At 31.6% G+C, this 14252-nt stretch carries 15 protein-coding genes; 11 read left to right on the top strand and 4 right to left on the bottom strand.

The genetic code is table 11. The features are described from left to right. The first annotated feature begins 76 nt into the window (after positions 1-76). Genes LQ608_RS01440 through LQ608_RS01430 form a run of 3 tightly spaced genes read left to right on the top strand, consistent with a single transcriptional unit; the run spans position 77 to position 3250 of the window. Entirely contained in the window at positions 77-1222 is a 1146-nt protein-coding gene (locus tag LQ608_RS01440; RefSeq protein WP_239749263.1) for a cysteine desulfurase family protein, read from the top strand. Further along, complete coding sequence (gene thiI, locus LQ608_RS01435; RefSeq protein ID WP_239749262.1) at positions 1212-2429, top strand: tRNA uracil 4-sulfurtransferase ThiI; 1218 nt, start codon at positions 1212-1214, stop codon at positions 2427-2429. Before LQ608_RS01440 ends, thiI begins: the two co-directional genes overlap by 11 nt. A 47-nt stretch (positions 2430-2476) precedes the next feature. Further along, a complete protein-coding gene (locus LQ608_RS01430; protein ID WP_078356389.1) occupies positions 2477-3250 on the top strand; it encodes a sulfite exporter TauE/SafE family protein in 774 nt (257 codons plus the stop codon). Between the two features lie 631 nt (positions 3251-3881). On the opposite strand, the gene LQ608_RS01425 is transcribed toward LQ608_RS01430, so the two are convergent. Beyond that, a complete protein-coding gene (locus LQ608_RS01425; RefSeq protein WP_239749261.1) occupies positions 3882-4685 on the bottom strand; it encodes an NAD kinase in 804 nt (267 codons plus the stop codon). An 85-nt stretch (positions 4686-4770) separates the two neighbouring features. On the opposite strand from LQ608_RS01425, the gene sppA reads away from it, so the two are divergent. The 7 genes from sppA to LQ608_RS01395 all read left to right on the top strand — a co-directional run bounded on the left by sppA (position 4771) and on the right by LQ608_RS01395 (position 9906). Next, positions 4771-5766, top strand: a complete 996-nt coding sequence (gene sppA / locus LQ608_RS01420) for a signal peptide peptidase SppA (RefSeq protein ID WP_078356391.1) — start codon at positions 4771-4773, stop codon at positions 5764-5766. A 13-nt stretch (positions 5767-5779) separates the two neighbouring features. Next, positions 5780-6331, top strand: a complete 552-nt coding sequence (locus LQ608_RS01415) for an RDD family protein (protein ID WP_239749260.1) — start codon at positions 5780-5782, stop codon at positions 6329-6331. An 80-nt stretch (positions 6332-6411) separates the two neighbouring features. Further along, positions 6412-6912 carry a thiol peroxidase gene (tpx, locus tag LQ608_RS01410; RefSeq protein WP_239749259.1) on the top strand — a complete coding sequence of 167 codons (501 nt, stop codon included), beginning with the start codon at positions 6412-6414 and terminating at the stop codon, positions 6910-6912. A 61-nt stretch (positions 6913-6973) separates the two neighbouring features. Then, on the top strand, positions 6974-7918 hold the full coding sequence (locus tag LQ608_RS01405) for a class I SAM-dependent methyltransferase (protein ID WP_078356394.1): 945 nt from the start codon (positions 6974-6976) through the stop codon (positions 7916-7918). 75 nt (positions 7919-7993) lie between these two features. Next, positions 7994-9190, top strand: a complete 1197-nt coding sequence (locus tag LQ608_RS01400) for an acetate kinase (protein ID WP_239749258.1) — start codon at positions 7994-7996, stop codon at positions 9188-9190. Between the two features lie 178 nt (positions 9191-9368). After that, complete coding sequence (locus LQ608_RS12460) at positions 9369-9497, top strand: hypothetical protein (RefSeq protein ID WP_256681917.1); 129 nt, start codon at positions 9369-9371, stop codon at positions 9495-9497. A gap of 217 nt (positions 9498-9714) precedes the next feature. Beyond that, entirely contained in the window at positions 9715-9906 is a 192-nt protein-coding gene (locus tag LQ608_RS01395; protein ID WP_239749257.1) for a hypothetical protein, read from the top strand. A 123-nt stretch (positions 9907-10029) separates the two neighbouring features. Here the strand turns inward: LQ608_RS01395 and LQ608_RS01390 are convergent, their stop codons facing one another. Continuing rightward, positions 10030-10536: a universal stress protein gene (locus LQ608_RS01390; protein ID WP_107510073.1), complete on the bottom strand. Its 507-nt coding sequence runs from the start codon at positions 10534-10536 to the stop codon at positions 10030-10032. Between the two features lie 233 nt (positions 10537-10769). Between LQ608_RS01390 and ald the strand changes: the two genes are divergently transcribed. After that, positions 10770-11882: an alanine dehydrogenase gene (ald, locus tag LQ608_RS01385; protein ID WP_107510072.1), complete on the top strand. Its 1113-nt coding sequence runs from the start codon at positions 10770-10772 to the stop codon at positions 11880-11882. A 622-nt stretch (positions 11883-12504) separates the two neighbouring features. Here ald and LQ608_RS01380 read toward each other — a convergent pair. Continuing rightward, positions 12505-13134: a copper homeostasis protein CutC gene (locus tag LQ608_RS01380; protein WP_239749256.1), complete on the bottom strand. Its 630-nt coding sequence runs from the start codon at positions 13132-13134 to the stop codon at positions 12505-12507. Next, positions 13131-14189 (bottom strand): M24 family metallopeptidase, encoded by a 1059-nt coding sequence (locus LQ608_RS01375; RefSeq protein ID WP_481817123.1) that lies wholly within the window; start codon positions 14187-14189, stop codon positions 13131-13133. The genes LQ608_RS01380 and LQ608_RS01375 overlap by 4 nt, the downstream gene beginning before the upstream one ends. Between the last annotated feature and the right edge of the window lie 63 nt (positions 14190-14252).

The raw sequence follows: 14252 nt of genomic DNA, 5'->3' as shown, positions 1-14252 counted from the left end.
CTTTTATGAGCTAATAAGTATATCTATAGCAAATGACTTATGGTATCATTATATAATGAAAAAAAGAGGTGACAGTATGATATATCTTGATAATGCTGCAACTACGAAACCTAATGAGGACGTTATTCAATCATATATTCAAATGAATACACAATATTTTTTTAATCCGAATAGTCCTCATACAGCAGGTGTAAAAATTGCTCATTTAATTGATAAAGCTAGAGATAATATAAAACAGTACTTAAACTTAAACGATAAGTTTGACATCATTTTTACGAGCGGTGCGACTGAATCAAATAATATAGCATTGCAAGGTATGGCTCAAGCGAAGAAAAGGTTTGGTAAAACAATTTTAACTACAAAAATTGAACATCCTTCTGTTTTAGAAACTATGAGAGCACTAGAAGAACAAGGTTTTAACCTACAATATATCAACACGTTAGAGAATGGAAAGTTAGATATTACATCATTGAAAAAATTACTTAACGATGACGTTGTACTTGTAACATGTATGCATGTGAATAATATAATGGGACAAATTCAACCAATTGAAGAAATCAGTAATATTTTAAAAGACTATCCAAAAGTACATTTTCACGTAGATGGTGTTCAAGGATTTGGTAAAGTTAATTTAAATATTAATTTAGTAGATAGCTATAGTTTAAGTGCGCATAAATTTCATGGACTAAAAGGTTCTGGTATTTTAGCCTTTAAGCAAGCAAAAACGATTCAGCCAATTATTTTTGGTGGTGGACAAGAGTATGGTATTAGAAGTGGTACAGTAAATGCTCCCGTGAATATTGCTTTAGCAAAAGCAATGCGACAAATGAATGCTCAAATGGATAGTAATATTAAATTATTAACTGAAAAAGGAAAAGAAATACGTCAATTTATTGATCAGTATGAAGGGGTTTTAATTAATTCTCCTATAGATGCTGCACCATATATATTGAATGTATCGTTTCCAGGAGTTAAAGGAGAAGTATTAGTTAACGCATTTTCTAAATATGAAATTTATTTATCCACTACAAGTGCATGTTCTTCCAAAAAAAGTTCTCATAATGAAACATTGAAAGCTATGGGGCTAAGCAATATTATAATTGAAGGAAGTATAAGAATAAGCATTGCACCAGATTTAACAAACGAACAAATAGAAGCATTTAAAGATGCCTTTGACAAAGTATATAATGAGGTAAAGGAGTTATTAAAATATGAATTATGATCACATATTGGTTAGATATGGGGAATTGACCCTTAAGACAGGTAATAGAAATATGTTCGTTAATAAATTAAAAGCAAATATTAAAAGTAGATTAATGCCACTTCAAGGTTATAAAGTACGTGCTAATCGTGACAGAATGTATATAGATGTACATGAAGGTTCAGATATTGAAGAAATGATGAGTCGTATACAAACAGTGTTCGGCGTACACTCAGTAAGTCCAATAATAAGAATTGAAAAAGAATTGGACACTATGAAAGAAGTTGCTATAAAGTTTGCTGAGGATTTCAATGATGGTGATACTTTTAAAATTGATGTAAAAAGAGCAGATAAAACATTTGAACTAGATACATTTCAACTGCAACAAGAACTAGGTGGACACGTTCTTCAAAACACTGAAAATATAACAGTAAATGTTAAACAACCTGATCATAAAATTAAAGTTGAAGTACGTAAAGATGCCATTTATATGTATAACCGAGTACTCGAAGGAGTAGGAGGATTGCCAGTAGGAACGGGTGGTAAAACATTACTGATGCTTTCAGGTGGAATTGATTCACCAGTAGCAGGAATGGAAGTAATGAAAAGAGGCGTGACGATTGAAGCTATACATTTTCATAGTCCCCCATATACAAGCGAACAAGCGAAACAAAAAGTTATTGATTTAACAAAGCAACTTGCAAATTTAACTGGAGACATCAAACTACATATTGTTCCTTTTACAGAATTACAAAAACAAATTCATAAAGTAGTCGAAGAAAGTTTTACTATGACGAGTACTAGAAGAATGATGTTAAGAGTAACTGAAAAAGTAGCACATGAAATTGGTGCACTTGCAATCGTCAATGGTGAAAATCTTGGACAAGTTGCAAGTCAAACTTTAGGTAGTATGTATGCAATCAATAGCGTGACATCTATGCCAATTTTAAGACCGTTACTTACTTTTGATAAAGAAGACATCGTTAAAAAAGCTAAAGCAATAAATACATTTGAATTATCAATACAACCATTTGAAGATTGCTGTACAATATTTACACCAAAAAATCCAAAAACAAATCCTAAACTTGAAAAAGTTGAATATTTTGAGTCTAAATTTGATTTTGGTCCATTAATCGAAGAAGCGGTAAAAAATATAGAAACAATTACAATTTCTAAACATGATGATATACAGCAACAAAAAGATGAGTGGATGGATGAACTACTTTAATAATGACGTTGGGATGTCGCTATCATTAAAGTAGAGGAGATGTCCAGATGGAATTTGATTTAAATATTTTACTTATTATTATTTTATTTGGTTTAATAGCATCATTTATAGATTCCGTAGTTGGTGGAGGAGGACTAATTTCTTTACCAGCATTATTAGCTGTAGGTATGGATCCAGCAACAGCTTTAGGTACAAATAAATTAGCAAGTTCATTTGGAACGTTTACGAGTACAATGAAGTTTATAAAAGCTAGAAAAGTAGATTTTGATATAGTAGGAAAGTTGTTTCCGTTAAGTTTTGTCGGTTCAATATTTGGTGCGATTACTGCTACATATTTACCACCAGAATATTTAAAACCACTGGCAATTATAATATTAGCATTAGTGACTGTTTACTCAATTGTTAAAAAAGATTGGGGAGATATCAATAAATATAAGAAATTATCACTTAAAAAAGCAATCTTATTCATTATAGGTGTTATAGTAATCGGATATTATGATGGATTTTTAGGTGGAGGTACCGGATCATTCTTTTTATTTATGTTGTTATTAATCGGTCTGGATTATTTACATGCAGCAGGCAATGCTAAATTTTTAAATCTAGCTTCCAATCTAGGCGCTTTACTTTTATTTATGATATTAGGACAAGTGAATTATATTTATGGATTCAGCATGGCAGCAGCTATGGTAGTCGGTTCATATTTAGGAGTTACATTTGCTATAAGAAAAGGTGTATCCTATGTAAAAGTCTTATTTATAGTAGTCACAATTCTATTAATACTTAAAAATGTATACGACTACGTTAATAGTCATTTCATGTAAAGAACAGGGGCATAGGTGCCTTAGAAAATTAATAAGAGCAGAAATTCATTATTAAAATTGAATTTCTGCTCTTGTTTTTTATGAAAATCATTTTGGTAGCTCATAGAACTACCAAAATGATTGCCCGCAAAGTCTAAGACTTTGTTGGTATTTTTTATGCGCATGCTTTCCGCGGGCATGTTCTCAGCCTGTAGTCTTCGAATCATGCTTTTCCCGCAGGAGTCAGCGCTAAAAAATACCAAATATTAATTAAATATTTATTATATAATTGGAATTCATTCAAGAACTGTTTCTATGTTTAATAAATCTACTTATTAAAACAAAAAAACAAACTGAATTTATAAATTTAAGTTCAATTTGTTCACTGTCCGTAGTAGCACTTAGAGCTACCATTTTTCTATATAAAGCATCTCGTTAATTTGGTTTTTATTGTATATTTTCACGATTTTGTGAAGTGCTGACGCCTGAGGGAATAGTATGAGTGAGAGACTACAGGCTCGAACCATACCCCTAGGCAAGCATGCACGAACAAAATCGTAAGATTGTATAAAAAAATAAGTGAGCATGCACGAACGAAATCGTAAGATTGTATAAAAAATAGGCAAGCATGCACGAACAAAATTATAAGATTTTATAAGAATTTTCTTTGAACTTTGCTCCAAAATGAATTTTGAGGTAATTTAAGTGTTCTTATATATTTATCTTTAATTCTAAGGCTTATAAAATCAGTTTCTTGAATACTTAGTGCTTCATTATCTAGACCCATGATTGGATAATAATTGCCTTCTTTATCAAGTGATATTTTAAGTGTTCTTGTATCGCCTAATACAACAGAACTACTTACTGTTCTAAAATTATTATTATTTAATGATGCAATTTCTGTTAATTGCATACTTCTTATTTTAGGATCTATAATTGCGCCATCTAAAGATTTATTATAACCTGTAGATCCAGTTGGTGTAGATATCAATAATCCATCTCCGTTAAATGCCTCGAAGTATTCATCATCTATAAATATTTCCATTTTCATTGGCTTGATAACGCTAGATTTAATGTAAAAATCATTTAAACACATATAAGACATTTGATTGTTTAAATTTACTTCTAGTACTGGGTATTTTCTTACCATAACTTCTTCGGAATCTATTGATTTAATTAAGTGTGGTATATCATCAACGCTAAAATCAACATATAAATAATTTTGATCTAATCTTGTTTTTATACCAATATATACTTTATCTTTGTTGAAATTTGTTTTTCTACATGCTTGAAGGAAACTTCCGTCGCCACCAATTGAAGCAATAATGTCTGCATCATCATAGTTTGATACAAATTCAAAGCCGTGTGGTTCCATTTGGTTTTGTATTTTTTTTCGAGTCACTAAGACATCGCTATCTTTTGAAGTGAATAAGTAAATATGTTTTTTTGTTGCCATAATTTGTTCCTCCCAAAAGTTACAGTTATTATTAAAGTCTGTTATTATTATAAATGTAAATATTTAAAATAGAAAGGAAGATACTATGTCTAAAAGAATTATTGCTATTATCATCGCTGTTATTCTAGTGGTTGGTGGTATTGTTGTCAGTACTGTTGGCATATTTTTGGATGATTCATGGAAAAAAACTGTGACAGATTCAGATGGCATTAGCGAGTCGGTTCAATCTGGTAGTGATAGTAGTAATAAAATCGTAAAATTATCTGTGAATGGTACAATTCAAGATACAGGTGCGGAAGAATCACTATTCAGTGATGGAGGATATAACCATCAAGCATTTTTAAAACAACTTGATAAAATCAAGAAAGATAAAAGCGTTAAAGGTGTACTACTAGAAGTGAATTCTCCAGGTGGAGGAACATATGAGAGTGATGAAATACATAAAAAATTAGAAGAAATAAAAGCCAAAGATAAAAAAGTATATGTTCAAATGAAGAATATGGCAGCCTCAGGTGGTTATTATATCTCAACACCAGCAGATAAAATTTATGCAGGTTCTCAAACATTAACTGGTTCTTTAGGTGTTATTATTTCAAGTATAAATTACGCAGATTTAGCCAATGACTTAGGTGTTAAAGATGAATCCGTAACATCTGGTAAGCATAAGCAAATATTAAATCCAATGAAAGATATGACTAAAGAAGAACGTAATATTATGCAATCAATCATTGATGATAGCTACAAACAATTTGTAGATGTTATTAAAGATGGTAGACATATGTCTGAATCTGAAGTTAAAAAATTAGCTGACGGTAGAATTTATTCTGCACAACAAGCTAAATCAAATGGATTAATTGATGAGATTGGTTATGAAGATGATGCAATTAAAGACTTAAGAAGTGATATTAAATCTAAAAATGCACAAGTCGTAACTTATGATACATCATCAGGATTCTTAAACTTCCCAATGGGAGCTAAAAGTAAAATATCTTCTATGATGGGCTTAGATGATTTAAGTAAATATGAATCTTTAGTTAAAGCAAATAAATCACCACAACCTATGTACTTGTATGGTGAGTAAGGAGGGATTTTAAATGACTGAAGCAAGTTACGAACAAGTCGCTACAACTCGTGAACAAAGTGTTATTGAGCGTACAGTTAATAAACACATGTCTGATATAAAATCCATCGTATTTGCAGGATTCTGGGTTAGATTTTTAGCTTATATCATTGATATATTAGCTTTAGCAGGTTTTAAAGGAATAGTGTTAAGCCCTCTATTTGCATTAACACAAATTAAAAATGAATATTTATTTGTGCAATACTTTAGCGTTGGAAATATAATAAGTGCCTTAATATTTTATTTATATTTTGTACTTATGACATATTATTTTAAAGCAACACTCGGTAAAATGATTCTAGGATTAAGTGTATACAGAGAAGATGCAAAATCGCTGAAGTTGAAAGATGTACTATTTAGAGAGTGGATTGGAAGAATTATATCAGGTGCATTATTAGGAATACCATATTTAGTAGTAGCTTTTAATAAAAAACATAAAGGTATTCACGACTATTTTGGTGAGACAGTAGTGCTTAAAAATAAATATATTCAACTAAGAAACGACTTCCAAAAGGCTACAAGATAAGCATGTTATAAACAAAAAAATTTTAAAGTCTCTTTAATCATGATAAAATATATTTATCAAGAATAAGGAGGCTTTTTTTAATGGCGCAAGTTACATTCAAGAATGAACCAGTTACAATATTAGGCAAGGAAATTACAGTAGGTTCAGTAGCACCAGATTTTACTGTATTAGCAAATGATTTATCTGAAAAGACTTTAAAAGACTATGAAGGTAAAAAGAAACTTATTAGTGCCGTACCTTCTTTAGATACAGGAGTTTGTAGTCAACAAACTCGTAAATTCAACGAAGATGCTGCAAATGAACAAGATGGAGTTATCTTAACGATATCTAATGACTTACCATTCGCACAAAAAAGATGGTGTGCAGCTGAAGGTTTAGAAAATGTTGTTACATTAAGTGACCACCGTGATTTATCATTCGGTGAAAACTTTGGTGTTATAATGAAAGAACTTCGTTTATTAGCTCGTTCAGTATTTGTTTTGGACAAAGATAATAAAGTAGTTTACGCTGAAGTAGTGAGTGAAGGTACTAACCATCCTGACTATGATAAAGCTTTAGAAGCTTTTAGAAATTTAAACTAATTAACAACCATAAATCGCTGTCCATTAGATTGGACAGCTTTTTATACGAAAGAGGGCAATTATGACTGAAGAAAAGAATATAATGGAAATATTATTTGAAAAACTTGATGTAAAAAGTAAAGACCTCCATGACGAAAATGGCCAAAGCTATATTGAAAATTTAGGTTTAGCAATGGAAGAAATTTATACGAATCAAAGAGATTTGTTAGAACAATCTACTTTACAAGAACGTAGAAAAGCATTCCAATTTGCTTATTTAAGTTTATTAAAAGAAGAAGTTATTCAACCGAATCATCAAATGACGCCTGATTCAATCGGGTTTATTTTAAGTTATCTTGTAAACTTATTTAATAAAAATAGAGAATCACTAAATATAGTAGATATCGCAAGTGGTACTGGACATTTAAGTGCAACAATTAATGAACAAAACCAAGAAAAAACAGTTATGCATCATTTAATTGAAGTGGATCCAGTTTTACAACGTGTAAGCATTCATTTAGCTAACTTTTTAGAAATACCATTTGATGTATATCCACAAGATGCGATTATGCCTTTACCATTAGAGGAAGCAGATGTAATAGTTGGTGACTTACCAGTAGGCTATTATCCTGTTGATGAGCGTAGTAAAGAAATGAAATTAGGTTTTAGTGAAGGTCATAGTTATAGTCATTATTTATTATTAGAGCAAGCTGTAACTGCAACTAAGCCTGGTGGATATGTCTTTTTAATAGTTCCTACAAAATTATTTGAAGGTGAAGAAGTGAAACAGTTGCAAAAATATATTGCAACAGAGACGGAAATGCAAGCATTCTTGAATTTCCCTAACTCATTATTCAAAACAGAACAGTCGCGTAAATCACTATTGATCCTACAAAAGAAAGATCAAGGAAATACTAAGAGTGTAGAGGTATTGCTTGCTAATATTCCTGACTTTAAGGCACAATCACAATTGCAAACGTTTTTATCTGAAGTAGATGAATGGATGGAAAAAAATCATTCTTCATAAACTGTATTAATGCTTGATTCATAACTGTATTAGTGTTTAAATAGTATAGAAAAGTATTATCAGGAGGAAGTCTAAATGACAAAAATAATAGCAATTAATGCCGGTAGCTCATCTTTAAAATTTCAATTATTTGAAATGCCAGAAGAAAAAGTTATCACTAAAGGGTTAATCGAGCGTATAGGGTTAAAAAATTCAATTTTCTCAATTTCTGTAAATGGAGAAAAAATAACTGAAACATTAGATATAGAAAATCATGATGTTGCAGTAAATATTATGTTAGATGCATTGAAAGAACATAATATTATTAATGACATCAATGATATTCAAGGTACAGGACACCGCGTTGTACATGGTGGGGAACTATTCCCTGAATCTGCACTTGTTACTGATGATGTATTGGCTAAAATCGAAACATTAACTGATTTAGCGCCATTACACAATCCAGCCAATTTAATGGGTATTAAAGCATTCAGAAAATTATTACCAAGTATTCCACATGTTGCTGTATTTGATACATCATTCCACCAGACTATGCCTGAAGAATCATATTTATATAGTTTGCCATATCATTTCTATAAAGATTATGGTATTCGTAAATATGGTTTCCATGGAACAAGTCATAAATATGTATCAGAAAGAGCAGCTGAATTATTAGATCGTCCATTAGACCAACTTAGAATTATTTCTTGTCATATCGGTAATGGTGCTTCTATTGCAGCTATTGATGGCGGTAAATCTGTAGATACATCAATGGGCTTCACACCATTAGCAGGTGTTACGATGGGTACACGTTCAGGTAACCTTGACCCAGCGTTAATTCCATATATAATGGAAAAAACAGGTAAAAATGCAGAAGAAGTATTAAATATTCTTAACAAAGAATCTGGTCTTCTTGGTATCTCAGGATCATCTAGTGACTTAAGAGATATCCAACAAGATGCAAATGAAGGTAATGAACGTGCTAAATTAGCATTGGATGTATTCGCATCTAGAATTCATAAATATATGGGTTCATATGCAACAAGAATGCACGGCTTAGATGCAATTGTATTTACAGCAGGTGTTGGTGAAAACTCTGATACTGTACGTGCTAAAGTATTAGAAGGATTAGAGTTTATGGGTGTTTATTGGGATCAACGCCTAAACACTGGATTACATGGTGAAGAAGCATTTATTAATTATCCACATTCACCAGTTAAAGTAATTGTAATTCCAACAGATGAAGAAGTTATGATTGCACGTGATGTATTGAAATTCGGTAACTTAGGTTAATATATTAAAGAACTTCACAATTTGTGTCGTTCTTAAACTGTCAATAAAGTATGAGACTTTGTTGACAGTTTTTTTATACGAATTTTTAGTAAAAACCCCACTGAAAGTGAATATATATATGTTTAAAGTTATCTTGATTGGATATAACTAATTAATGTCTATTTTGAGGAGGATATTTATGAGACCAGAGAGAGCATTAATGCGTTTAGTCAGAATAGTAACGAGAAGAGTAGCTAAAGAACAATCTAGAAAACAAAAACAAGAAAACAAACAAAATTTAAAAAACCAAAATGTAGATAATAAATAAATATAAGAAAAAAGCGTTCAGTTATACTGAACGCTTCAGAGTGTCGACAAAGTCTTAGACTTTGCCGGCATTTTTTTATGCGCATGCTTTCCGCGGGCATGTTCTCAGCCTGTAGTCTTCGAATCATGCTTTTCCCGCAGGAGTCAGCGCAAAAAAATACCAAATATTAACAAATTATTTTATAATATAGATGAAATTTTATTTAGGAGTTGATTCTATGTTAAATAAATGTACGGAAAACAAAACCTATATTAGAGAAATCCGTAGACATGTTTGGCAAGATGATTTAGATATAATCGAAGATTTAAGGTTTATAGATACAATTAAAAAAGCATATAAATTAAGAAGTCAAACAGTAGAAAGACGATTTGACGATGCAAAAGAACAGCCTAGTTTAAACGCAGTTTAAGCTTAAATTTAATAAAATATACTCATTAAAACAAAAAAACAAACTGAACTTATTAATTTAAGTTCAGTTTGTCCACAGTCTGAAGCCTTCAGTTATACTGAACGCTTTTTTATATTGTAAGAATTATTTACTTTCATGGTGTTCATCAAATAATTCTTGTGTAGCTACAATAGGTTCGAAGTCATCTGGCATTGTTTCTGTTCTAACAACTAGAACGTCACAAGGTGAATTTCGCACGATTGATTCAGAAACTGAACCTACGATAAATCGTTCAACAGCATTTAAGCCTGAAGTACCACACATAATAAGGTCTACATCATAATCTATTGCTAATTTTTTAGGAATAACTGTTTTTGGTGAACCAAATTCAAGTTTAGTTGCTACATTAGAAACGCCATTTTTTTCAGCGAATTCTTTATATCCAGATAGTAAACTTTCAGCAAAGCTAGTAGCTTTATTTACTATTTGAGTATCGTAAGCCTCGACACTTGCATAAGATCGAGAATCTACAACATTGACGATTGTTAATTTTGCATCATTACGTTTAGCGACTGCCACAGCTTTGTTGTATGCCCATTCTGACTCAGTTGAACCATCTACAGCTATTAAAATATTTTTGTAACTTAACATAAAAACCGCCTCCTAGTTCTTTTGTTTAATTATATCATAATTTTCTGAAAAAATAACATTATAAACTTTTAAATAAAAGGGAATATTGAACAGTTTTATGAGAAATATGTTAAAGTATAAATGTAGTAATAATTATTTGAAAATTTAGAAAATAAAGATAATATAAAAATTGAATAATAATGATTGCGCTTTCAAATTAGTGGCGTTAAGATTGAATCAAGGAGGAATGTAAAATGATTATAGGGGTACCAAGAGAAATTAAAAATAATGAAAATAGGGTGGCATTAACACCTAGTGGCGTAGCTAGTTTAATCGCACAAAATCATGTAGTTAAAGTTGAGACAGAAGCTGGAATTGGTTCACAATTCACTGACGAAGATTATAAACAATCTGGCGCAGAAATTGTTAGTCAAGAACAAGCTTGGAATGTAGATATGGTTATGAAAGTTAAAGAACCACTTAAAGAAGAATATCAATTTTTCAAAAAAGATTTAATTTTATTTACATACTTACATTTAGCAGCAGAAGAGTCTTTAACTAACGCATTATTAGAAAAAGAAGTTACATCAATAGCTTACGAAACTGTACAGTTAAGCAATCGTTCATTACCATTATTAGCTCCAATGAGTGAAGTTGCAGGTAGAATGTCGACACAAATCGGCGCGCAATTTCTTCAAAAAACTAATGGTGGAATTGGTATACTATTATCTGGTGTTCCAGGTGTTAAACGCGGTAAAGTTACAATAATTGGTGGAGGACAAGCTGGTACAAATGCTGCTAAAATGGCAGTTGGACTTGGCGCAGACGTAACAATTATTGACTTAAATCCAACACGTTTACAACAATTAGACGATTTATTTGGTGCAAGTGTTCAAACAATGATGTCATCACCTTTAAATATTGAAGAAGCGGTAGTTGAAAGTGATTTAGTTATTGGTTCAGTACTTATTCCAGGAGCAAAAGCCCCGAAACTTGTAACTGAAGATATGGTTAAAAAAATGAAACCAGGTTCAGTATTAGTAGATATCGCAATTGACCAAGGTGGATCATTCGAAACTTCAGACAGAATTACAACACATGATGATCCAACTTACGTAAAACATGGCGTAGTACATTATGCAGTTGCTAACATGCCAGGAGCAGTTCCAAGAACATCTACAATTGCATTAAATAATGCAACTACACCATATGCAATTCAATTAGCAAACAAAGGCTATGTAAAAGCATGTCAAGATAATGAAGCACTAGCAAAAGGTTTAAACACAATTCATGGTAAATTAACTTATGAAGAAGTAGCTAAAGCTTTTGATAAAGAATTCACACCATATCAAGAAATATTAAAATAAGCAGAAATTGAAAAAATCCTGTCTCTCTAAAGCCTGAGACAGGGTTTTTTGTTTTTTTGCAGCTTGAGAAAATAAATATGAACAACTATAATTTGTATGTAATTTTATTGATTTACTTATAACAACGACGAGAAAGGTGAGCAAATGTTCCCATAGCATAATAAAGTGTAAGGGACATAATTCTGAGAAATGTCCGTAAGAGTGGTGCTAAGGGACATAATTCTGAGAAATGTCCGCAAGAGGTGTTGTTAGGGACATAATTCCGAGAAATGTCTGCAAGAGGTGTTGTTAGGGACATAATTCTGAGAAATGTCCGTAAGAGTTAGTATCTAAGGAGCAAAATTCAGAATTCTGCCAGTAAGAACAATCTAAGGAGCAAAATTCAGAATCCTGCCAGTAAGAACAATCTAAGGAGCAAAATTTAGAATTCTGCCAGTAAGAACAGTCTAAGGAGCATAATTCTGAATTATGCCAGTAAGCGCAATCTAAGGAGCATAATTCGTAATTCTGCCAGTAAGCGTAGTGCTAGTTCCAAAACCAAGACTAACTATATAGCTCTCCATTTTTAACACACTAAAATCCGCATCTCATTAAGGTATGAGATGCGGATTTATATTAATACTTATACTATTTTCGTACCGTGGACTTCATCAAATGGGATATCTTCTGTTAATGCTGAAAAATTATCTTTATTTAGTCCGCCACCTGGCATGATTGTTATGTTTCCTTTTGAATGGATTAATAATTTGCCAAGATGGTTTACGTTATCGAATATTGAAGTGTCACTTGGTCCGCCATGTGTTAATAAACGTGTAAATTGTTGGTTGATTAACCAATCTAACGATTTAAGTTGGTTGTACGGATTGATGGAATCAAATGCCATATGACAAACGGCTGGTATTACACCACATGCTTCTTTTAAAGACTGCATTTTCCATTCATCTAAATGTTCGTTTTCGTCTAAGCAACCAAATACAAAGGCATCAACATTTAATTCTTTTAATTGTATGATGTCTTGTCTCATTATTTCGTATTCAAAGTAATCATAATTAAAATCTCCGCCACGTGGTCTAATCATAACTGCAACTTCGACATTGTTTTGATGACAAAGTTCTACTGCTATTTTTACCATTCCATAGCTTGGTGTTGTGCCACCTACTGAAAGGTTATCACAAAGTTCTATTCTGTTAGCACCGTTTTTAATAGCGTTATTTATTTGAGTAATTGTTTCTACGCAAGCTTCTTTGATCATTTTTTATATCCAGTCAAAATTTTATGTCCGTCTTTAGTTACGACAATATCATCTTCAATTCTAACGCCAGCAACTGTAGGAACGTAAATACCTGGTTCTACTGTTAATACCATACCTTCTTGGAATTCATCCTTATTTGTACTAGAGATGTCTGGGAATTCGTGAACACTTAATCCGAGTCCATGTCCTAGTCTATGAGGGAAGTATTCACCATAACCTGCATTACTAATAATATCTCTTGCTACTTTATCGCAATCTGAAATTTTAGCACCAGGTTTTATCATGTCTATAGCTTGTTTGTTTGCATTAAGTACAACATTATAAATTTCTTTAGCTTTTTCTGACGGTGTACCGAATGGAACTGTTCTAGTTATGTCTGAACAGTAACCTTTATAAATTACACCTAAATCAAATAACACATATTCGTTGTCTTTTAACTTTCTATCTCCAGGTGTACCATGTGGAGCAGCAGCATGGTCGCCAAACAATACCATAGTATCGAAGCTCATTTTTGAAATGCCATGTTGTTTCATCGTTGTTTCGATATGATTTAATACTTCTATTTCAGAAATACCTTCTTCTAACTTTTCAACACCAGCTTGAATAGCTAAATCTGCATACTTAGCCGCTTCTTGTAACATTTCAATTTCATTATCTGTTTTAACATTTCTAATATCTTTTAATACTTGATCAATATCGACAATTGTTTCTACGTTAAAAGCTTTTTCAATTTCACGAAGTCTTTTAACAGATAAATGTTCAGATTCTATTGCAAATGTTTTATAAGTTTGTTGCTCGATTATATCAAAAGGTGATTCAGTATCTAAATAACCAACGATATTGCCTTTGAAACCAGCGTTCTTAGCTTCTTCTACTTCCATTTTTGGACAAAATAAAGTTTCGTCACCATCTTTAGTAATTAATAAACTAAATAATCGTTCATGAGGCTCAGATAAATAACCCGTTAAATAAAAAATGTTTAATGGAGTTGTTATCCATGCCGCATCTACACCTTTTTCTTTTAAAAATGTTGTAATTTCATTATGTTTCATTATTATGCCTCCCGCTTCTCTTTCTTACATTATTATTTTAGACTTCTTGATTCATAAATTCAAATT

It is taken from the genome of Mammaliicoccus sp. H-M34 (assembly GCF_022386495.1).
In the GTDB taxonomy this organism is placed as follows: Bacteria; Bacillota; Bacilli; order Staphylococcales; family Staphylococcaceae; genus Mammaliicoccus; species Mammaliicoccus fleurettii.
Note: the sequence above shows the minus strand (reverse complement) of the source record. Positions and strands in the feature narration are given on the sequence as shown.

Bases quoted from the DNA above. Each gene is read 5' to 3' on its own strand.
- LQ608_RS01440 (WP_239749263.1), top strand. From the start codon at position 77: ATGATATATCTTGATAATGCTGCAACTACGAAACCTAATGAGGACGTT.
- thiI (WP_239749262.1), top strand. From the start codon at position 1,212: ATGAATTATGATCACATATTGGTTAGATATGGGGAATTGACCCTTAAG.
- LQ608_RS01430 (WP_078356389.1), top strand. From the start codon at position 2,477: ATGGAATTTGATTTAAATATTTTACTTATTATTATTTTATTTGGTTTA.
- LQ608_RS01425 (WP_239749261.1), bottom strand. From the start codon at position 4,685: ATGGCAACAAAAAAACATATTTACTTATTCACTTCAAAAGATAGCGAT.
- sppA (WP_078356391.1), top strand. From the start codon at position 4,771: ATGTCTAAAAGAATTATTGCTATTATCATCGCTGTTATTCTAGTGGTT.
- LQ608_RS01415 (WP_239749260.1), top strand. From the start codon at position 5,780: ATGACTGAAGCAAGTTACGAACAAGTCGCTACAACTCGTGAACAAAGT.
- tpx (WP_239749259.1), top strand. From the start codon at position 6,412: ATGGCGCAAGTTACATTCAAGAATGAACCAGTTACAATATTAGGCAAG.
- LQ608_RS01405 (WP_078356394.1), top strand. From the start codon at position 6,974: ATGACTGAAGAAAAGAATATAATGGAAATATTATTTGAAAAACTTGAT.
- LQ608_RS01400 (WP_239749258.1), top strand. From the start codon at position 7,994: ATGACAAAAATAATAGCAATTAATGCCGGTAGCTCATCTTTAAAATTT.
- LQ608_RS12460 (WP_256681917.1), top strand. From the start codon at position 9,369: ATGAGACCAGAGAGAGCATTAATGCGTTTAGTCAGAATAGTAACGAGA.
- LQ608_RS01395 (WP_239749257.1), top strand. From the start codon at position 9,715: ATGTTAAATAAATGTACGGAAAACAAAACCTATATTAGAGAAATCCGT.
- LQ608_RS01390 (WP_107510073.1), bottom strand. From the start codon at position 10,536: ATGTTAAGTTACAAAAATATTTTAATAGCTGTAGATGGTTCAACTGAG.
- ald (WP_107510072.1), top strand. From the start codon at position 10,770: ATGATTATAGGGGTACCAAGAGAAATTAAAAATAATGAAAATAGGGTG.
- LQ608_RS01380 (WP_239749256.1), bottom strand. From the start codon at position 13,134: ATGATCAAAGAAGCTTGCGTAGAAACAATTACTCAAATAAATAACGCT.